The sequence below is a fragment of the Zavarzinia marina genome, from assembly GCF_021568905.1.
Lineage (GTDB): Bacteria > Pseudomonadota > Alphaproteobacteria > Zavarziniales > Zavarziniaceae > Zavarzinia > Zavarzinia marina.
Window position 1 is genome coordinate 137,496 of sequence record NZ_JAKGSB010000002.1, and the last position, 19,563, is coordinate 157,058.

At 69.3% G+C, this 19,563-nt stretch carries 18 protein-coding genes; 11 read left to right on the forward strand and 7 right to left on the reverse strand.

Translation table 11 applies throughout. The annotated features are described in order from the left end of the window. The first annotated feature begins 10 nt into the window (after positions 1 to 10). Positions 11 to 2,209, forward strand: a complete 2,199-nt coding sequence (locus L2U69_RS06465; protein ID WP_236105972.1) for a DUF1302 domain-containing protein — start codon at positions 11 to 13, stop codon at positions 2,207 to 2,209. A 122-nt stretch (positions 2,210 to 2,331) separates the two neighbouring features. Here the strand turns inward: L2U69_RS06465 and L2U69_RS06470 are convergent, their stop codons facing one another. The 4 genes from L2U69_RS06470 to L2U69_RS06485 all read right to left on the reverse strand — a co-directional run bounded on the left by L2U69_RS06470 (position 2,332) and on the right by L2U69_RS06485 (position 6,579). Continuing rightward, on the reverse strand, positions 2,332 to 3,105 hold the full coding sequence (locus L2U69_RS06470; RefSeq protein ID WP_236105973.1) for an enoyl-CoA hydratase: 774 nt from the start codon (positions 3,103 to 3,105) through the stop codon (positions 2,332 to 2,334). Then, positions 3,102 to 3,572, reverse strand: a complete 471-nt coding sequence (locus L2U69_RS06475; protein ID WP_236105974.1) for a MarR family winged helix-turn-helix transcriptional regulator — start codon at positions 3,570 to 3,572, stop codon at positions 3,102 to 3,104. Before L2U69_RS06475 ends, L2U69_RS06470 begins: the two co-directional genes overlap by 4 nt. A gap of 39 nt (positions 3,573 to 3,611) precedes the next feature. Continuing rightward, positions 3,612 to 4,664 (reverse strand): MBL fold metallo-hydrolase, encoded by a 1,053-nt coding sequence (locus L2U69_RS06480; protein WP_236105975.1) that lies wholly within the window; start codon positions 4,662 to 4,664, stop codon positions 3,612 to 3,614. A 118-nt stretch (positions 4,665 to 4,782) separates the two neighbouring features. Further along, positions 4,783 to 6,579: an acyl-CoA dehydrogenase gene (locus L2U69_RS06485; protein WP_236105976.1), complete on the reverse strand. Its 1,797-nt coding sequence runs from the start codon at positions 6,577 to 6,579 to the stop codon at positions 4,783 to 4,785. A 109-nt stretch (positions 6,580 to 6,688) separates the two neighbouring features. Between L2U69_RS06485 and L2U69_RS06490 the strand changes: the two genes are divergently transcribed. From L2U69_RS06490 to L2U69_RS06515, 6 genes are read left to right on the forward strand one after another with little or no spacing between them, the layout of a single operon-like run. Then, complete coding sequence (locus L2U69_RS06490; protein WP_236105977.1) at positions 6,689 to 7,687, forward strand: L-threonylcarbamoyladenylate synthase; 999 nt, start codon at positions 6,689 to 6,691, stop codon at positions 7,685 to 7,687. Continuing rightward, complete coding sequence (locus L2U69_RS06495) at positions 7,684 to 9,096, forward strand: FAD-binding oxidoreductase (RefSeq protein WP_236105978.1); 1,413 nt, start codon at positions 7,684 to 7,686, stop codon at positions 9,094 to 9,096. Before L2U69_RS06490 ends, L2U69_RS06495 begins: the two co-directional genes overlap by 4 nt. 31 nt (positions 9,097 to 9,127) lie before the next feature. Then, a complete protein-coding gene (locus L2U69_RS06500; protein WP_236105979.1) occupies positions 9,128 to 10,117 on the forward strand; it encodes an NAD-dependent epimerase/dehydratase family protein in 990 nt (329 codons plus the stop codon). Next, complete coding sequence (locus tag L2U69_RS06505; RefSeq protein WP_236105980.1) at positions 10,118 to 10,561, forward strand: GNAT family acetyltransferase; 444 nt, start codon at positions 10,118 to 10,120, stop codon at positions 10,559 to 10,561. It begins immediately after the preceding gene. A gap of 36 nt (positions 10,562 to 10,597) precedes the next feature. Next, the gene (locus L2U69_RS06510) at positions 10,598 to 11,368 is read left to right on the forward strand and encodes an SDR family NAD(P)-dependent oxidoreductase (RefSeq protein WP_236105981.1); all 771 of its coding nucleotides are present in this window, start codon (positions 10,598 to 10,600) and stop codon (positions 11,366 to 11,368) included. Between the two features lie 11 nt (positions 11,369 to 11,379). Beyond that, positions 11,380 to 12,360, forward strand: a complete 981-nt coding sequence (locus L2U69_RS06515; protein ID WP_236105982.1) for a YheT family hydrolase — start codon at positions 11,380 to 11,382, stop codon at positions 12,358 to 12,360. A 4-nt stretch (positions 12,361 to 12,364) separates the two neighbouring features. Here L2U69_RS06515 and L2U69_RS06520 read toward each other — a convergent pair whose 3' ends face one another. Next, complete coding sequence (locus tag L2U69_RS06520; protein WP_236105983.1) at positions 12,365 to 12,799, reverse strand: thermonuclease family protein; 435 nt, start codon at positions 12,797 to 12,799, stop codon at positions 12,365 to 12,367. Between the two features lie 253 nt (positions 12,800 to 13,052). On the opposite strand from L2U69_RS06520, the gene L2U69_RS06525 reads away from it, so the two are divergent. Continuing rightward, a complete protein-coding gene (locus L2U69_RS06525; protein ID WP_236105984.1) occupies positions 13,053 to 14,018 on the forward strand; it encodes an alpha/beta hydrolase in 966 nt (321 codons plus the stop codon). A gap of 26 nt (positions 14,019 to 14,044) precedes the next feature. Here L2U69_RS06525 and L2U69_RS06530 read toward each other — a convergent pair whose 3' ends face one another. Then, entirely contained in the window at positions 14,045 to 14,962 is a 918-nt protein-coding gene (locus L2U69_RS06530) for a LysR family transcriptional regulator (RefSeq protein ID WP_236105985.1), read from the reverse strand. 56 nt (positions 14,963 to 15,018) lie between these two features. On the opposite strand from L2U69_RS06530, the gene L2U69_RS06535 reads away from it, so the two are divergent. From L2U69_RS06535 to L2U69_RS06545, 3 genes are all read left to right on the forward strand, one after another. Beyond that, positions 15,019 to 15,792: an SDR family NAD(P)-dependent oxidoreductase gene (locus tag L2U69_RS06535; RefSeq protein ID WP_236105986.1), complete on the forward strand. Its 774-nt coding sequence runs from the start codon at positions 15,019 to 15,021 to the stop codon at positions 15,790 to 15,792. 152 nt (positions 15,793 to 15,944) lie between these two features. Beyond that, complete coding sequence (locus L2U69_RS06540) at positions 15,945 to 18,047, forward strand: trypsin-like peptidase domain-containing protein (RefSeq protein ID WP_236105987.1); 2,103 nt, start codon at positions 15,945 to 15,947, stop codon at positions 18,045 to 18,047. Continuing rightward, complete coding sequence (locus tag L2U69_RS06545; RefSeq protein ID WP_236105988.1) at positions 18,044 to 18,487, forward strand: MOSC domain-containing protein; 444 nt, start codon at positions 18,044 to 18,046, stop codon at positions 18,485 to 18,487. Before L2U69_RS06540 ends, L2U69_RS06545 begins: the two co-directional genes overlap by 4 nt. A 9-nt stretch (positions 18,488 to 18,496) precedes the next feature. Here the strand turns inward: L2U69_RS06545 and L2U69_RS06550 are convergent, their stop codons facing one another. Further along, positions 18,497 to 19,510 carry a 3',5'-cyclic nucleotide phosphodiesterase gene (locus L2U69_RS06550; RefSeq protein WP_236105989.1) on the reverse strand — a complete coding sequence of 338 codons (1,014 nt, stop codon included), beginning with the start codon at positions 19,508 to 19,510 and terminating at the stop codon, positions 18,497 to 18,499. Between the last annotated feature and the right edge of the window lie 53 nt (positions 19,511 to 19,563).

Genomic DNA, 19,563 nt, shown 5'->3' on the forward strand with positions numbered 1-19,563 from the left:
AGAGACGAGAATGCATGCTTCCAGGCATCCGGGCCGGCCGGCGCGCCGGATCTTCCTGACGGCGACCGCCGTCTGCGCCCTGACCGCCGCCGCGGGCGCCGCCGCCGCCTATGAATTCGACGTCGGCGACGAGATCACGGTGTCCATCATCGGCTCGCTGTCGACCGGCGCCCAGATCCGCATGGCCGACCGCGATCCGCGCAACTACGGCTACTACTACGGCGGCGGGCTGATCTCGTCGGGCAACGACGACGGCAACCTGAACTTCGACAAATACGACCTGATCAGCCAGATCACCACGGCCAAGGCCGAACTGTCGGTCGAATGGCGGAATTTCCTGGTCTATGTCCGGGGTGCCGCCTTCTACGACTGGGTCGCGGACAACAACGACCTGGCGGATTTCGACCCGGCGCATCGGGTCTACAACTCCGGGCGTTACCACGACGGCGCCGCCGACAAGGCGAATTGGGACGCCTATCTGCTCGACTACTATGTGCGCGGCGACTTCACGCTGTTCGACAATTACCTGGGCATCACGGTCGGCAACCAGATCCTGAACTGGGGCGAGGCGCTGTTCACCATCAACGGCATCTCGGTGATCAATCCGATCGACGCCGGCAAGATCCGCGTGCCCGGCGCCGAGCTGAAGGACGCGCTCATCCCCGTGCCCATGGTCTCCGTCAATTACGAGATTGCCAGCGGCCTGTCGGTGGAAGCCTTCTACCAGCTCGATTTCGAGCCCTTCAAGCTCGACGCCTGCGGCAGCTTCTTCTCCTTCACCGACAATTTCTGCGACGGCGTGAAGGTCTCGTCCAGTTTCACCGATCCCTACGACACACGGTCCTATACCTCCGGATCCGGCCTGAACCCCAATGATTACGACGATCCGAACAGCGTGCTGCTCGCGGCGAACGCGCCCATCACCACGCTCGACGATCCCGATACGGACGATTGGGGCGTCTCGCTGCGCTACTTTTCGCCCGAGCTGAACAATACCGAGTTCCAGCTCTACTACGTCCGCTACAATTCGCGCCTGCCCTCGCTCTATGCCGAATCGCCGGCCCAATTCGCCCCCGGCACCGGCGAGACCAATCTGGCCGCGCTGCCGGCGCCCCTGCTCCAGGGCCTGTTGGACCAGCTCGGGGTCGATGCGCTGAACCAGCTCACCACGGCGCTTTCCAATGTGCTCGGCGGGCCGATCACCGATATCGCGGGGGCCCTCACCAATCCGCTCAGCAATGTGCTGATCGATCCGGCCTTCGGCACGGCGCCCCGTTCCACGGTGCTGAAGAATCTCGAGGGCGGCGGTCTCTATCAATATTACCCGTCCGATCTCGAAATGATCGGCTTCGCCTTCAACACCACCTACGACCCGCTGGCGGTGGCGATCAACGCGGAGGTGAGCTGGAAGCACAATGTGCCGATCTGGATCTCCGAACCCGCCTTCCTCGCCGCCGTCTATAATTCGGCGGGCGGCGTTCCCATCGACCAGGCGACCAAGGCCGAGACCGAGCTTTGCGTGCAGCCCGTCTGCGTCCAGAATCCGGGCATCGCGCCGATCCTCGAAACGCCCTTTTCCGGGCACGACGATCAATATGTTCCGGGCGGCCGCGTCTTCCTCGACGAGCCGCACGACGTCTGGCAGGCGGCGATCCGCTTCATGCAGATCCGCGGCGGCTCGGACTGGGTGACGAAGCTGCTCGGCGCCAACCAGCTCTTCGCCCTGGTCGAATTCGGCGCGCTCCACGTCGATCTCGACAACGGCACGCAATATGCGGCTTACGGCCAGAACGGCTTCACCGGCTTCCGCACCCGGCCGCTGAACCTCGGCCCGGTCACGGTGCAGGACCCGATCTATGCCACCAACCTGGGGCCCTATTTCCCGTCGACCTGGAAGAATCCGTCGAAATGGTCGGGCGGCGTGCAGGGCCTCGTGTTCTGGGATTATCCGAACGTGATGGACGGCGTGACCATGACGCCGTCGGTCGGCTTCTCTCACGGGCTGTTCGGGGTGACCCCGGCGCCGACGCCCGGTTTCGTCAAGAGCGTGACGTCGCTGAATTTCGCCGTGAAGTTCGACTACCTCGAACACTGGAGCCTCAGCGTCAACTACTTCAAGAGCTTCGGCGGCGGCGGGGGCGGCGGCGGTTCGCGCAATCCCTATATCGACCGCGACTTCGTCGGCTTCAACCTGACCTATTCGCTGTAACTGGCCAGGTACGTCACCCGGCCCCGCGTTCCCACACGCTCGTTACCTCCTAACGGGTGTGCCACTCGCCCCGGATCGCCGCGCCCTCGCGGCCGGCGGTCCGGGGTTTCTTATGATCCGCCTCAGGCCGCGAATTTCGAGAAGTCGGGCTTGCGCTTCTCGAAGAAGGCACCGATCGCCTCGGCGACCTCGGGCCCGCGCAGCAGGCGGCCGAAGATCGTGCCTTCCTCCTTCATGCGGCCGGCGACGTCGGGCGTCTGCGACTTCATGAGTTGCTTGGTCAGGCGCAGCGCCGAGGGCGAGAGCGCGGTCAGGCGCGCCGTCTTGGCCGCGACATGGGCCATCAGCTCGGCCGCCGGCACCACCGCGTTGACGAAGCCGAGCTCGGCCGCCGTCGCCGCGCTGAACTGCTCTCCGAAGAGGAAGAGTTCGGCCGCCTTGCGGTGGCCGATCATGGCCGGCACGATCAGGCTCGACGCCGCCTCGGGCACGAGGCCGAGCGCGGTGAAGGGCATCGAGAAACGCGCCGTGTCGGCGGCATAGACCAGGTCGCAATGCAGCAGCATGGTGGTGCCGACGCCGACCGCGATGCCGTTCACCGCCGAGATCATGATCTTGGGGAAGCTGGCGATCGCGGCCAGGAAGCGCGAGACCGGCGATTCGCCCTCGAGATCGGGCGGATTCTGCATGAAGTCGACCAGATCGTTGCCGGCGGTGAAGGCATCGCCCGCGCCGGTGAAGACGAGGACGCGCACCGTCGGATCCTCTTCCGCCGCCTTCATGGCCGCGACGATGGCGTCATACATGGCCAGCGTCAGGGCGTTCTTCTTGTCCGGCCGGTTCATGGTGATGGTGGCGACACCGTCCTGGGTTACGCTGGTGACCAGATCCGTCATGATGACACTCTCCTCTTCTTGTCGTGATCGTCCCCGTTGCGCAGGGTCGCGAAACGTTCGGCGGCGGTTTCGAGGAAACGGGCGACCAACGCCACTTCCTCCGCAGTGAAGCCTTCGGTCAGGCGGGCGTTCACCGCCGTCATCAGGGGCCGGGCGGCGGCGATCCGATCGCGCCCTGCCCGCGTCAGGGCGAGAAGCGTCACGCGTCGGTCCGTCTCGTGCGGGCGGCGCCTGATCAGGCCCGCGCGCTCCAGCCGCTCCGCGAGACCGGTGACGGCGGAGGCGTTGAGGTCCAGGCGCTCCGCCAGATCGCCGGGGGTGCAGTCCGGCGTCTCCCCCAGGACGAACAGGGCGCCGAGTTGCGCCGCCGTCACGTCGAGACGCGTCAGCAATTCGCCGTCCGCGGTCTTGAAGGCGGCATTGCGGGCCCTGTTCAGCAGATGGAAGAGACGGGGTGTCGAGCTCATGGCCGGCACCCTACGGCGAAATGCTTCACATGTGAAGTATCATTCGGCCGCGTCCCGCGCGGCCACCAGACGGCGCCAGTAGTGGACACCGTCGCCCGCTTCCTCCCGCGCGATCAGGCCGCGCGTGCGCAGGCAATGGAGATGCGCCAGCCCCTCGCCCAGCGCCAGCATGAGGTCGGTGCCTTCGAGCTTGCGCCGGAACATCGGCAGCATCAGGTCGAGGGCGTGGCGCGGCTCGTCCAGGGCATTCATGGTCAGGTCGAGCCGGCGCTGGTGCCCGACGGCGAGGCGCTGCACCCGGCTGTGCAGGCCATGGAAGGGTTCGTTGTGGGCGGGCAGCAGCAGGACGTCGTCGGGCACGCGCCCGGCGATCGCCGCCAGGGAGTCCAGCCAGTCGGTCAGGGGATCCGCCTCCGGCTCGGTCACGCCGACCGAGACGTTGGAGGAAATGCGCGGCAGCACCTGATCGCCGGAGATCATCAGCTTCCTCGCCGGCGACCACAGGCAGGCGTGCTCCGGCGAATGGCCGCGCCCGACCACCACTTCCCATTCATCGCCGCCGATCTCGATCCGGTCGCCGTCGCTCATGCGCCGATAGCCGAGCGGCATCTCGCTGACGCCCAGGGAGAAATTGCCGAAGCCGCGCGCCTTGTAGGTCTCCAGCATCTCGGGCGTGAAGCCGCAGCGACGATAGAATTCGACCGCCTCCGCCGGCGGTTCGGGCCGGACGTCGAGGCAGAGGATGCGGGCCAGCAGGAATTCCGCCCGCGTCATCCACAGCGAAGCGCCGAAATGGCGCACCAGGAAACCGGCCTGACCGATGTGATCGGGATGCAGATGGGTGGCGAAGACCCGCGTCACCGGGCGGCCGCCCATGACGCCCTCGAACAGGCGGTGCCACTGCGCCTCGGTCTCGTGTCCGCGCAGGCCCGTATCGACCACGGCCCAGCCCTCGCCGTCCTCGATCAGCCAGCAGTTGATGTGATCGAGACTGAACGGCAGGGAGAAGCGCACCCAATGCACGCCGGGCGCCACCTCGATGGCTTCGCCGGGGGCCGGGACCCGCTCGAAGGGAAATGAAAGACTGCCCACCACGCACTCGCTTCCAAACGTTCGCGACTGCGAGTGTAGGGGGGATGACGCGAACGTCAACTTGCCCCCGAAGACCCGCCGCCGACGCGACGTCGGCGGCGGCGGGTCCGATGGCCGATCAGGCCACCAGCAGGTCCGGCAGGTCGGCCAGCAGGGCGTTGCCACTGGTCACCGGACCCAGCAGGGCGGCGGCGACCGGCAGGCGCTGTTCGGCGAAATAGCGGGCCGAGGCGATGCGCGCGGTCAGGAACTTCCGGTCCGCGCCGTCCTGGTCCAGCTTCTCGCCGGCGGCAAGGGCAAGACGCGCCAGCAGCCAGGCGCCGACCACATTGCCCGCCATCTCGAGATAGGTGCAGGCGGTCGCCAGCACCTCGTTCGGATCGTTGGTGGCATGGGCCAGCACCCATTCCGTCGCCTCGGCGAAGGCGGCGGTGGCCGGCGCCAGATGCTTGGCGATCACCTTGAAGTCGGCGCCTTCCGCGGTTTCCAGGGCCGGGATGACGCTTTCGATTTCGGCGATCAGGCCGCGCACTGTGTCGCCGCCGTGCATCGGCACCTTGCGCATGACGAGGTCGATCGCCTGAATGCCGTTGGTGCCCTCGTAGATCGGGGCGATGCGGCTGTCACGCCAGTGCTGGCCGGCGCCCGTCTCCTCGATGAAGCCCATGCCACCGTGGATCTGGATGTTCAGCGAGGTCAGGTCCATGCCGCGGTCGGTGCACCAGGCCTTGGTGATCGGGGTCAGCAGGTCGGCCATGGCGCGTTCCGCCGTCCGCTCCTCCTCCGTCGCCGCCGCCTTGGCGAGGTCGATGGCGAGGGCGTTGCGGCACACCAGGGCGCGCATGGCGTCGATGGTGGAGCGCATGGTGAACAGCATGCGGCGGATGTCGGGATGGTCGATGATCGCGCTCGGGCCCGGCGGGGCGCCGACGGCGCGGCTCTGGCGGCGCTCCTGGGCGAAGGCCAGCGCCTGCTGATAGGCGCGCTCCGACAGCGCCAGACCCTGCACACCGACCGACAGGCGGGCATTGTTCATCATGGTGAACATGGCCTGCAGGCCCCGGTTCTCCTTGCCGATCATGTAGCCGACGCAATCGTCGTTGTCGCCGAAGGCCATGACGCAGGTGGGCGAGCCGTGGATGCCGATCTTGTGCTCGATCGAGACGCAGCGCACGTCGTTGCGCTGGCCGAGCGAACCATCCGCGTTGATCAGATACTTGGGCACGATGAAGCAGGAAATGCCCTTGGAACCGGCGGGCGCGCCCGGCGTCTTGGCCAGCACCAGATGGATGATGTTCTGCGACAGGTCATGCTCGCCGAAGGTGATGAAGATCTTCTGGCCCTTGATGCGCCAGGTGCCGTCCTCGGCCGGGACCGCCTTCGACTTGATCTCGCCGAGGTCGGAACCCGCCTGGGGCTCGGTCAGATTCATCGTGCCGGTCCATTCGCCGGCGATCATCTTCTCGAGATAGGTCGCCTTCTGCTCCTCGGTGCCATGGGCCATGATCGCCTCGGTGGCGCCCTGGTTCAGCAGCATGATCAGGCCGAAGGCCATGTTGGACGAGGACCAGAGTTCCGAGACCGCCACGGTGACGGTCCAGGGCAGGCCCTGGCCGCCGAATTCCGGCTCGAAGGGGACGCCCGGCCAGCCGCCCTCGACATAGGCCTTCCACGCCGCCTCGAAGGCCGCCGGCACCGTGACCTTGCCGTTTTCGATCTTGGCACCCTCGCGGTCGCCGATCGGGTTGGTCGGGGCGATGACGTCCCGCGCGAGCTTGCCGGCCTCCTCCAGCACCTGGTCGATCACTTCCGGGGTCGCGTGCTCGTAGAGCTCGTACCCGGAAATGTCGTTCAGGCGGCCGATGGTCTCCAGCGTGAACATCAGCTCGCGCGAGGGGGCGGAATAGACGGTCATGGGGTCAGCTCTCCGATATTTCTGTCTTTGGGGCCGAACATCTCGGGGTCGTGCGGCCTTTGAGGGGCGACCGCGATATGCTAAGGCCAGTGAAATCATGGAAGTCGACATGACGCCGCAGACATTGGCGCCCATCAAGCCCCCAGTGGCCGAGACCATTGCGCAAGCAGGCCGCTTACTCAAGGGTGGTTTTCTCGTTGGGCTGCCCACCGAGACCGTTTACGGCCTGGCGGGCGACGCGACGTCGGATCGCGCCGTCGCCGCCATCTTCGCGGCCAAGGGCCGGCCCGGCTTCAACCCCCTGATCGTCCATGTCGCCGATGCCGCCGATGCCCCCGCGCTCGCTATCGTCCCGCCCGTCGCCCAGGCCCTGATCGACGCCTTCTGGCCCGGCCCCCTGACCCTGGTCCTGCAACGGCGGGCGGATTGCCCCGTCTCCCTGCTCGCCTCCGCCGGGCTCGACACCCTGGCGCTGCGCTGTCCGGCCCATCCGGTCGCCCGGGCCGTGATCCGGGCCGCCGGCGTGCCGCTGGCCGCGCCCAGCGCCAATCCCTCCGGCCGGCTCAGCCCGACTTCGGCCCGGGACGTCGCCGATGCCTTCCCCGAGGACCGCGTGGCCCTGGTGATCGACGGCGGTGCCACCCCGGTCGGGGTCGAATCCACCATCGTCGGCCTGTTCGGCGACCGCGCCGTGATGCTTCGCCCCGGCGGCCTGTCGCGGGCCGAGATCGAGGCGGTGACCGGTCCCCTGGCCGAAGCCGGCGACGACGCCGATGCGCCCCGGAGCCCGGGACGCCTGCTCTCCCACTACGCCCCCGGCCTGCCCGTCCGCCTCGACGCGACGGGTGTGGCGCCGGACGAGGCTCTGCTCGCCTTCGGGGCGGGCGTGCCCGAAGGCGCCCTCGTGGTCGAGAATCTCTCCCCTCGCGGCGATACGGCCGAGGCGGCTGCCAATCTCTTCGCCATGCTCCGCCGCCTGGACCGTTCGGGGGCGCGCGCCATCGCCGTCATGCCGATCCCGGCGACCGGCCTCGGCGAAGCCATCCGCGACCGCCTCGCCCGCGCCGCCGCGCCGAGGGAAGCCCCCTCCCGGGAAGCTGCGTCATGATCGCCACCGACCTCCGCGACCGGCTGCTCGCCATCCTCGGGCCTGCAGGGCTTGTGGAAGACGCGGACACGATCGCGCCGCGCCTGCGCGATCATCGCGGGCGCTATGTCGGGCGCACCCCCTTCGCCATCCGCCCGGCGACGGTCGACGAACTCGCGGGCTGCATGGCGATCCTCCATGAAGCCGGCATCGCCATGGTGCCGCAGGGCGGCAATACCGGGCTGGTCGGCGGCGCCACCCCCGACGAGAGCGGGGCGCAGGTGCTGATCCTGACCGATCGCCTGCGCGCCGTCCGCGAGGTCGATCCGGCGGGCGACACCATCACGGTCGAGGCCGGCTGCACGCTCGCCGAGGTCCAGGCGGCGGCGGAGGCGGCGGACCGTCTCTATCCCGTCTCCCTGGCGTCGGAGGGGAGCTGCACCATCGGCGGCACGCTGTCGACCAACGCCGGCGGCGTCCATGTGCTGCGCTGGGGCAATACGCGGGAACAGGTGCTGGGCCTCGAAGTCGTGCTGCCCGACGGGCGGATCTGGAACGGGCTTCGGGCCTTGCGCAAGGACAATACGGGCTACGATCTGAAGCAGCTCTTCATCGGCGCCGAAGGCACATTGGGCATCATCACCGCCGCCGTCCTGAAGCTGCAGCCCCGGCCGCGCGGGCGCGCCGCCGCCTTCTCTGCCGTGCCGGACGTCGAAGCGGCGGTCGCCCTGCTGCAACGCCTGCGGGCGGCGGCGGGCGAGGCGCTGACCGCCTTCGAACTGATGCCGGAGATCGGCCTCGGCTTCGTCCTGAAACACATGCCGGGGCGCCAGCGCCCCCTGGCCGACGCGTCCCCCTGGTATGTGCTGGCGGAAATCGCCTCCCAGGGCACGGATCAGGCGGACGTCATGGAAGCGGCCCTGGCCGATGCGGTCGAGGCGGGGCTGGTGCGGGATGCGACCATCGCCACCTCCGAAGCCCAGGCAAAGGCGCTCTGGGCCCTGCGCGAGGACATGTCGGACGCCCAGCGCCCGGAGGGGGCGAGCCTGAAGCACGACGTCTCCGTGCCCGTGCCGCGCATCGCCGCTTTCGTCGCCGAAGCCACGGCCGCCGTGCTGGCGCGCGATCCGGGGGTGCGGATCTGCTGTTTCGGCCATGTCGGCGACGGCAATCTGCACTTCAACCTGAGCCAGCCCCTGGGCGCGGCAGCGGCCGATTTCATGGCACGCACGGCGGAATTCGCCCGCCTTGTGCACGACATCGTCCATGCCCATCATGGCTCCATCTCCGCCGAGCACGGAATCGGGCGTCTGAAGGTGGCGGAGATCGCGCATTATCAGGATCAGGTCGAGTTGGACCTCAAGCGCCGCATCAAGACGGCGCTCGACCCCCGGGGGTTGATGAATCCCGGCAAAGTGGTCGGACCATGAGACAATGATAAAGGCATAGGGGAGGGGCAGCATGCCTACGGCATTCGTCACGGGGGCGACCGGCTTCGTCGGCATCAATCTGGTGGACGAGCTTCTGGCGCGGGACTGGCAGGTCACCTGCCTCGCGCGGAGCGGCTCCAACACCCATCTGCTCGGCAAGCGCGACGTCGCCATCGTCAACGGCACGATCACCGACGCCGACAGCCTGCGCACCGCCATGCCGGCCCGGGTGGACGCGGTGTTCCACGTCGCGGGCGACACCAACATGTGGTCGCGCAACAATGCGCGCCAGACCGCGACCAATGTGACCGGCACGAGGAACATGTGCGACGTCGCGCTGGAGAAGGGTGCCAGACGCTTCGTCCACACCTCGACCATCGCCGCCTGGGGCCTGATCGACGGCCCGATCGACGAGACCACGCCCCAGCGGGGCGGCCAGTCCTGGATCAACTACCAGAAATCCAAATATCTGGGCGAACAGGCGGTGAAACAGGCGGTCGGGCGCGGGCTCGATGCCGTGATCGTCAATCCCGGCGCCATCGTCGGCGCCCAGGACAGCCACACCTGGGCCCGCATGTTCATGATGATCGCCCAGGACGAACTGCCCGGCGTACCCCCCGGCGCCATGTCCTTCGGCCATGTCGGCGAAGTGGTGAAGGCCCATGTCGCCGCCGCCGAGGTGGGCCGCACCGGCGAGAATTATCTCCTGGCCGGGACCGAGGCGACCATGCGCGACTTCGTCGCCGAGATCGGCAAGCGCCTCGGCAAGGCGCGGCTGCCGCCGGTGGTGCCGCTGCCGCTGCTGCGCCTCGTCGCGCGTTTCTATGCGCTGCGTGCCGCGATCACCGGCGCCGAACCCTCGGTCACGCCGGAGATCGCCGCCATGGCGGCCAAGACCAATCCCTGTTCCAGCCGGAAGGCGCAGGCGGAACTCGGCTATCGCACCGTGCCGCTGGCCGACATGGTCGCCGATTGCGCCGACTGGCTGATCGCCCAGGGCTATCTCGAAAGGCCGAACTGAGTGCTTGAACGGACGCTTGCCATCCGCCCCGTCACCGATGCCGAAATCGACGATCTGGTCGCGCTCTGGATCGACTGCGGCCTGACCCGGCCGTGGAACGACCCGCGTGACGACATCACCCGCGCCCGCGCCTCGGCCGAGGCCGACATTCTGGTCGCGGTCGAGGACGAACGGGTGGTCGGCAGCGTGATGGTCGGGCACGAGGGCCATCGCGCCTGGATGTATTACCTGGCGGTCGCGCCCGCGATGCAGGGCCGGGGCCTCGGCCGCCGCCTGGTGCGCGAGGCGGAGATCTGGGCGGCGGCCACCGGCATGCCCAAGATGCACCTGCTGATCCGGCCGGAGAACGACCGCGTCCGCGCCTTTTATGAAGCCATCGGCTACGGCGAACAGAAGCGCGTCATGATGGCGCGCTGGCTGGACGGCCGGCCGCTGCACGATTGAACCGACCCAAAACAAGAACGACACGGGGAGAGAAACATGACGTTCCAGCCGTTCGACCTGACGGGCAAGGTGGTGCTGGTGACCGGCGGCAATGGCGGCATCGGCCTGGGACTGGCCGAGGGCTGCGCCAAGGCGGGCGCCGATATCGCCGTCTGGGGCACGAGCGAGGCTAAGACGGCCGCCGCCGTGGAACGCCTCTCGGCCCATGGCACCAGGGTCGCGGGCTTCGCCGTCTCGGTCGCCGACGAGGCGGCGGTGGCGGACGGCTTCGCCCGCACGGTCGAGACCTTCGGCCGCGTCGACTGCTGTTTCGCCAATGCCGGTGTCGGCGGCATGACGCCGTCCTTCATGGAACTCGGCCTCGACGAATGGCGCCGGGTGATGGCGGTCAATCTGGACGGCGCCTTCCTGACCCTGCGCGAGGCCGCGCGCCACATGACCCTGCGGGGCGGCGGCGGCTCGCTGGTGGTCACGGCGTCCCTGGCCGGGATCGAGGGCGCGGCGCGGAACGAGCATTACGGCGCCACCAAGGGCGGCGTCATCGCCCTGATGCGGGCGATCGCGTCCGAACTCGGGCGCGACGGCATCCGTTGCAACGCCATCCTGCCCGGCTGGATCGAGACCGACATGACCGAAGCCCTGTTCGCCATGCCGCGCTTCCGCGAAAAGGTCCTGCCGCGCGTGCCCCTGCGGCGCTGGGGCAGGCCCGAGGATTTCGCCGGCATCGGCGTCTATCTCGCCTCCGACGCCAGCGCCTTTCACACCGGCGACTGCCTGGTGCTCGACGGCGGCTATGCCATCTTCTGAGACGACGGCCGATGACCCCCTTCGCGCTCGACCTGCCGCCGTTCCGGCCCCGCCCGCCCTGGCTGGGCGCCCATCTGCAGACCGTGCGCAACGCCCTGGCCAAGCCCGCCGTGCCCCGGGTCGCCGCCGGTTCCAAGGCCCTGCGCCTGCCGGTCCGGGACGGCACGGGCGACGTGCTGCACGCCACCCTGGACCTGCCGGCCGAGGTGCGCGAGGGCCTGCCCCTGGTGCTGATGGCCCACGGCGTCTCGGGCAGCGCGGAGAGTTTCTACATGCGGGCGACGGCGGCGGACCTGCTGCCGCTCGGCTATCGGGTGCTGCGCCTCAACCTGCGTGGCGCCGGGCCCAGCCGGATCGATTGCCGGCGCCATTATCACGCCGGGCGTTCCGGCGACCTTCGGGATGCCATCGCCGCCCTGCCCGCCGGCCTGACGGCGGCGGGCGTCGTCGCCGTCGGCTTCTCGCTGGGCGGCAATACGGTCCTGAAGCTGGCCGGCGAACAGGGAGCGGACGGGCCCGTCGTGGCCGCCGCCTCGGTCTGCGCGCCGATCGACATGGGGGCGACCACGCGCAATCTGAACCGGCGCGCCAACCGGCCGTTCCAGGCCTATCTGCTGAAGGGCTTCAAGATCGAATATGTCGCGCCGGGGGCCGAGCTGACGGACGAGCTGCGCGCCGCCGTCGCCGCCGCCCGCAGCTTCGCCGAATTCGACGCCACGGTCTCCGCCCCGCGCAACGGCGCCCCGGACGTCGAGAGTTTCTACCGCGAGAACAGTTCGAAGCATTATCTGGCCGGCATCCGCGTGCCGACGCTGGCGATCGCGGCCGAGGACGATCCGATCGTCCCCTTCGCCCCCTATCGGACCGTCGACTGGCGCGCGCTTCCCGCCGTCGTCACCGCCTTCACGCCCGGTGGCGGCCATGTCGGCCATCACGGCCGAAACGGCATCTGGTACATCGAGGCGATCCGCCGCTTCCTGTCGGCGCTCTGAGCCCTCAAGCGCCCCAGCCGAGGATCCGCATCTGATGGCTGACGTCGCGGTCGCCGAAGCGGCAGGCGGCGATCAGGCGTTCGCCCGCGTCCCGGCCCCGGGCGATGCAGGAGATCTTCTGCCAGCCGACCAGCCGGCGCAGGTCGAGGGCGGCGGCCAGCCCGCAGTCGGCGACCGACGCCTTGGCCGCGCAGCCGGCGCCGAAGGCGGGCGCCGTCAGCCCGGCGATGCGGATGCGCTGCCCACCCAGATCGATGGTGGCGCCGTCGACCACCGAGGCATAGCCCTCGATCCGGCTCGCGTCCGGCGCGGCGGGGCCCGTCAGGCCGCCGATGCCGGCGCCGAGCCCGGCCCCGCCGAAGGCGAGGCCCAGCGGCAGCACCATGGCCGCCAGCAGCCGCCGCGGCCCGTCCGGTAAAAGGGAAATCGAATGCGCCATGAACCCGCCTCGTGGAGTCCGTTTCGTGCGAATTGCAACCATTATGGGCGCAAATCCTTAGGACTTTCTGAAACGCCGAAGGCCGCCCCATCGCCGCCGTTTTTCCATGACAGGGTGCAGGCTCGCGGCTAGCCTCCCGTCAGTTCCGACGACGGGGCGCCGAGGATGGGGAGAGCCGGACGCGGAGCCGGCGGCTTCGACGCCCGAAGACCGAAATGCGGACGGCCACATAAACAGACGGATGGATGAAACCATGACCCTCGACCCGCAGGCCAAGGCCATACTCGACCAGATCGCGCGTTCGCCCCTGCCCAAGATGCATCAGGTCCCGGCCAGCGTAGCCCGCCAGATGTTCGAGATGACCTGCCAGCTCACGGACATGAAGGACCTGCCCATCGGCAAGGTCGCGGACCGCACCATCCCGGGCCCCGGCGGCGAGATCCCCGTGCGGCTCTACACCCCGGTGGCGGCGCCGGCCGGGCCCCTGCCCGTGCTCGTCTATTTCCACGGCGGCGGCTTCGTCATCGGCAGCCTGGACAGCCACGACGGCACCTGCCGCCTGCTGGCGAACGAGGCGAAATGCCTCGTGGTCGCGGTCGACTACCGCCTCGCGCCCGAGCACCGCTTCCCGGCGGCACTCGAGGACTGCATCGCCGCCGTCGACTGGGTGGCGCGCAACGCCGACGACATCAATGCCGACAGGACGCGCATCGCCGTGGGCGGCGATTCCGCCGGCGGCAATCTCTCCGCCGTCGTCGCCCAGCACATGCGCGACCGCGCCAAAACGGACAAGGCGGCGCCCGGCATCGTCTTCCAGCTTCTGATCTATCCGGCGACCGACGCCCTCCATGAAGGCACGTCGCGCACCGCCAATGCCCAGGGCTATATGCTGGACCAGGATCTGATGACCTGGTTCTTCAGCCAATATGTCGGCGATGCCGAGGGCATGGACCTGGCCGATCCCCGGGTCTCGCCGCTGCGCCATCCCAATCTGTCGGGTCTCGGCGCCGTGCATGTCGTCGTCGCCGGCTTCGATCCGCTGCGGGACGAGGGCATCGCCTATGCCGACGCCCTGAAGGCCGCCGGCAACGACGTGACCCTGGCCCAGTTCCCGGGCCAGATCCACGGCTTCTGCTCCATGGCGGGCGTGATCCACGAGGGCCGCACCGCCCTGTCCGGCGGCGCCGCCCGCCTGCGCGAGACCTTCGCCCGGCTCTGATGCCGGTCGAAGCGACCCCGCCCCTCTCAGGGGCGGGGCGCGCCCATCAGGGCGGGGCGGTCGCGCTTCATGATGGCGCTGATCTGGTCGATCGTGGCGCGCAGGCGCGGCGCATGACGCAGGTCGCGATGCACCGCCAGCCAGACTTCGCGCAAGGGACAGGCGCCGGGTGCGGTCAGCCGCGTCAGGCCCTCGTCGTCGCCGATGAAACAGGGCAGCAGCGCCAGGCCGAGTCCGGCCTTCACCGCCGCCAGTTGGGCCGGCGTGCCGTCGACCCGAAGCGCCGGCCGGGCGCCGCGCGCGACCTGGGCGAACCATTGCGCATCGGCGGCGCCCGAAAGTTCGGGCGGCGGGCCGATGGCGTCGCAGCCGGCGAAGGTGCCGGGCGCCGGGGTCCGCCGTTCCTCGGGATCGAGACCGGCGGCAAGGACATAGCTCGGCGCGGCATAGACCGCGAAGGCGACGAAGGCGACGCGCCGGACGAAGAGTTCCGCCTGATCCGGCAGGGCGAAGCGCAGCGCCAGATCGCTGTCGCGCCGCGCCAGCACCGGCGGCCGCTCGTCCGACACCAGTTCGAGGGCGAGGCCCGGATGGCTGGCGACGAAGGGGGCGAGACGCGGCGCCAGGAAGGGCGCGATCAGCAATTCGGGCGCCGAGACCCGCAGCACGCCTTCGAGCGGCGTCGGCCCGCCCGCCAGTTCGACCGAAAGCTCGGCGACCGTTCCGGCCATGTTTTCCGCGGCGGCGACGACGCGAAGACCGAGTTCGGTGGCGACGAGGCCCGTGCCCCGGCGCTCGAACAGGGGCTGGCCGACCGCGGCCTCCAGCGCCGAAAGGCGCCGGCCCATGGTCGACTGATTGAGGCCGAGCGCGCGTCCGGCCGCCGTCAGCGTGCCGTGGCGCGCGATCGCCAAAGCGATCTTGAGGTCGTCCCAGTCCTGCATGACCCTTGTCGCAAAACGAATCGCATCAGCGAACAACAATACCGGGGGAGGCCGACATGACATCCAAACTCTTCGACATGACGGGCAGGACCGCCGTCGTCACCGGCTCCAGCCGGGGCATCGGGCGGGCCATCGCCATCGAACTGGCGCGCGCGGGCGCCCGCGTCGTCGTCTCCAGCCGCAAGGCCGACGCCTGCGCCAAGGTCCGCGACGAGATCGAGGCGGAGGGCGGCGAAGCCGTGGTCATTCCCTGCAACATCTCGTCGCGCGAGGATTGCGAAGCCCTGATCCAGGGCACGGTGGCGCGGTTCGGCGGCATCGACGCCCTGGTCTGCAATGCCGCCGTGAACCCCTATTTCGGCCCCATCGCCGATGTGCCGGATGCCGCCTTCGACAAGATCATGGCCTCCAACATCAAGTCGAACCTGTGGCTGTGCCAGATGGCGCGGCCGGTGATGGCGGCGCGCGGCGGCGGCGCCATCCTGATCATCTCCTCGATCGGGGGCCTGCGCGGTTCCGCCCTCCTTGGCGCCTATTGCATCTCCAAGGCGGCGGACATGCAGCTCGCCCGCAATCTGGCCGTCGAATGGGGCGGGGAGAACATCCGCACCAATTGCATCGCGCCCGGCCTGATCCGCACCGATTTCGCCCGCGCGCTGTGGGAAAACCCCGATATCGAGCGCGAAGTGCTGCGCAACTGCCCCGCCGGGCGCATCGGCGAGCCGGAGGACATCGCCGGCGCCGCCCTGTTCCTGGTCTCCGACGCCGGGCGCTACACCAACGGCCAGACCCTGGCGGTCGACGGCGGCGTCACGATTGCCGGGGGATGAGAACGCGCCGCGATCCCCATGCAACACTTCGGCGAGAATCGCATTTCGCACGTGCAAAAAGATCGCTACTCGCCTGCCCCGCCTGTAGGTTACGTCACCATGACTGAATTGGAGTTCCGACCGCGCCGGAACTTATTCTTGGTGCTTCTGGCATGATTTTTCCTGGTCGCCGCAGCTCGCTGATCGCTGCCGGCGCTTTTGCCGCGTGCAGCGTCCTGGCCGCAACGGCGGTCGGTGCCCCGGCGGGTTCGCCCGCCGACGGGGCACCCGCGCCCGACGTCGCCGCTTCGCCGGCGCCGGCCCCCGACAATACCGCCCCCGACAATACCGCCGGCCCCGAAGTCGTGGCGCCCGATGTCGTGGCGCCCCCGGAAGCGGCCCCCATGCCCGACGGCGGGACGGCGGATCTGCCGGCCGACGACGACGCCGAGCCGGCGAAGCCCACCCCCACCGTCTCCGCGCAGGCCGAACTGCCGTCGGGGCCGACCTATCAGGCAGGCTTCAACGCCTATGAGCGCGGCGACTACGAGCGTGCCTACGAAATCTGGCTGCCGCTGGCGGAGGAAGGGGATTCCGACGCCCAGTTCGGTATCGGCGTGATGACCGACAACGGCCAGGGCGTGAACGAGAACGACGCCGAGGCGGCGAAATGGTATCGGCTGGCCGCCGAACGGGGCAATCCGGACGCCCAGTTCAACCTCGCCCTGCTCTATGATTCCGGCAAGGGTGTCGCCGAGAACAAGGAAGAAGCCGCCCATTGGTACGCCAAGGCGGCGGCGCGCGGCCATATCGGCGCGCAATACAATCTGGCTCTCATGCTCGAAGCCGGCGACGGCATCCTGCGCGATCCCGCCGCGGCGGCGAAATGGTACCGCCAGGCGGCCGAACTCGGCCATATCAAGGCCCAGAACAATCTGGGCGTGCTCTACGACAAGGGCATCGGCGTCGCGGAAGACAAGGCCGAGGCGGCGAAATGGTACCGCATGGCGGCCGAGAAGGGCTTCGCCCGGGCCCAGTTCAATCTGGGCGTCATGTACGATTTCGGCACCGGCGTGCCGCTGGACGATCTGGAAGCGGCCAAATGGTACCGCAAGGCCGCCGAACAGGGCGACGTCGAGGCGCAGTTCAACCTCGCCCTCATGCTGGACGCCGGCGAAGGCATGACCGCCAACAAGTCGGATGCCGCCTTCTGGTACCGCAAGGCCGCCGAACAGGGCAATGCCGCCGCCCAGAACAACCTGGGCGTCCTGCTCGATTCCGGTGACGGCGTGCCCCGTGCCCCGGACGAGGCGGCCTATTGGTACGAACAGGCGGCCCAGCGCGGCAACAGCAGCGCCATGCGCAACCTTGCCGCCCTGTTCCGCGACGGCCAGGGCGTGCCCCAGGATCTGGTCGAAGCCTACAAGTGGCTGACCATCGCCATCGAGTCCATGGGCACCGGCCCCGACCGCGAGATGGCGCTGGAGGACCGCACCGAACTCGGCGAGCGCATGGAGCGCGGCGAGACCCGCGAGGCCCGCCGCCGCGCCGAGGCCTGGTTGCGTCAGACCGGCCCGGGCAGCCCGGAGCGGGCGGCGAGCACCGGCCCGGCCGAATCGCCGCCGCCGGAACGGCGCCGCACCGAACTGGATTCGACCGGCTCCGGCTTCTTCGTATCGGCCGGCGGCCTCGTCCTGACCAATCACCATGTCGTCGCCGCCTGCAGCGACCTGAAGCTGCGCCTGGGGCGGGAGGCGATCGGCGCGGCGACGATCATGGCCGCCGATCCCGCCAGCGATCTCGCCCTGCTGCGGACCGGCGCCCGGCCGCCGACCCGGGCGGTCTTCCGCATGGGCAAGGAACCGCGCCCGGGCGACGACGTGGTCGCCGTCGGCTATCCGCTGCGCGGCCTGCTGGCGTCGGAGGCCAACGTCACCACGGGCACGATCAGCGCCAATGCGGGGCTGCGCGACGATCCGAATTATTTCCAGGTCTCCGCCCCGGTTCAGCCCGGCAATTCGGGCGGCCCCCTGCTCGACCGCGCGGGCCATGTGGTCGGTGTCGTCTCGGCCAAGCTCGATGCGCTCGAAGTGGTCGATGCCTATGGCGACATTCCCCAGAACGTGAATTTCGCGGTCAAGGGCCGGGTCGCCGCCGCCTTCATGAACCGGGCCCAGCTCACCCCCGTCGCCGCCGACAGCACCACCGCCCTGTCCGCCGCCGACGTCGGCGAGATCGCGCGGCGCTATACCGTGCTGGTGGAATGCTGGAAATGACCGGAACCCTGATCGGCATCGCGCGGCGCAGCGCCAAGCGCGCACCGATGGAGGAAATGACCGAGGCCCGCGTCAGCCCCGATGCCGGCGTCGAAGGCGATTTCCGGGGCAAGCCCGGCAAGCGCCAGGTGACCGTGCTCGCGGCCGAGGGTTTTGCCGCCGCCGTCGCCGAAATCGTGCCCGCGCCCGCCCGTGCCCCCTGGACGCTCCGCCGCGCCAATCTCCTGGTCGAGGGGGTGAGCCTGCCGCGCACGCCCGGCGCCCGCCTTTCGATCGGCGACCTGATCCTCGAAGTGACGGGCGAAACCGATCCCTGTTCGCGCATGGACGAACAGGTGCCGGGCCTGACCAAGGCCCTGACGCCCGACTGGCGCGGCGGCGTCACCTGCCGCGTGATCGCCCCCGGCACCATCCGCCTGGGCGACGCCGTCGACGCCTGAGGCCCTGGTTCAGGGCCGGACCAGGGGGGCGTCGATGCCGTCGTCGTTCTCGTGCACGTCGAGTTCCGCCGAGGATTTGATCAGCGCCATGTTGAGGTTGAAGAAGCGCCCGGCCCGGGTCGTGAAGCTGCCGCCGACGATGTGGTTCAGGAAGCGCAGCATGTCGGCGCCGTCGAGCTTGCGCCCGCCTTCCGCGCCGAGCTTGGCGGACTGCCGCCCGGCGTAATCGACGTCGAGCCCGGCCGAGGAGAGCAGATCGGCATCGTTCAGAAGGCCGGCCATGCGCAGCAGGCGGCGATCCTCGGCCAGCGGCCTGAGTTCGGCGAAAGCCTCCGTCTCGACCGGCGGCGGCGCTTCGTAGAAGGCGGCGCCGTGAAGCGCCTTCATGTAGAGATTGGGGCCCGCCGGATCGGTCGCCAGCACGACGGCGCGGATCGCCGCGATATCGCCTTCCGCGACGCCCGCGTCCCGAAGGCAGGGCAGCGCCGCGTCGACCGCCAGGCTTTCCAGGCGAAAGCGGACCGCGCCGTTCATGGTGCCGTCGTGCTCGAAATCATGGATCAGGGCGGCGAGGCACAGAAGGCCGCGTTCCCGCGCGGTCAGGCGGATATGGGTCGCCACCTTGTCGTTCCGCTCGGCCAGGTAATGGGCGTTCAGGACGACTTCCAGGGTGTGATGGGCATTGTGATAGGGATTGACCGGCACCGGCGTGTCGCGGCTTTCGACCGCCGCCGAAAGGGCACGCGCGGCCAGGCGATAGGCATGGTCCGGCGGAAAGCCGTAGCCGGCCAGCATCCAGTCGGTCACCGGCGCCAGCTTCGGGACGGCCAGGTCTTCCAGCACCGTGAAGGCACGCACGATCGACTGCGCCGCGCGCCGGGCCGTGTGGCCCTCGATCAGGGTGAAGGGTTCGGCCGCGAGGTCGAGCCCGGCCCCGGCCGCCAGGGTCTCGAGCGCCGGCAGGGCCGCCCCGGCGGGAGCCCTGGTGGCTGGGGTGACCGGGGTCGACTCCGTCATCGCCATGCCGCCCCGTTCACGTAGCGGGCCCCTGCCGCGCATCCACGGCCGCGACGATT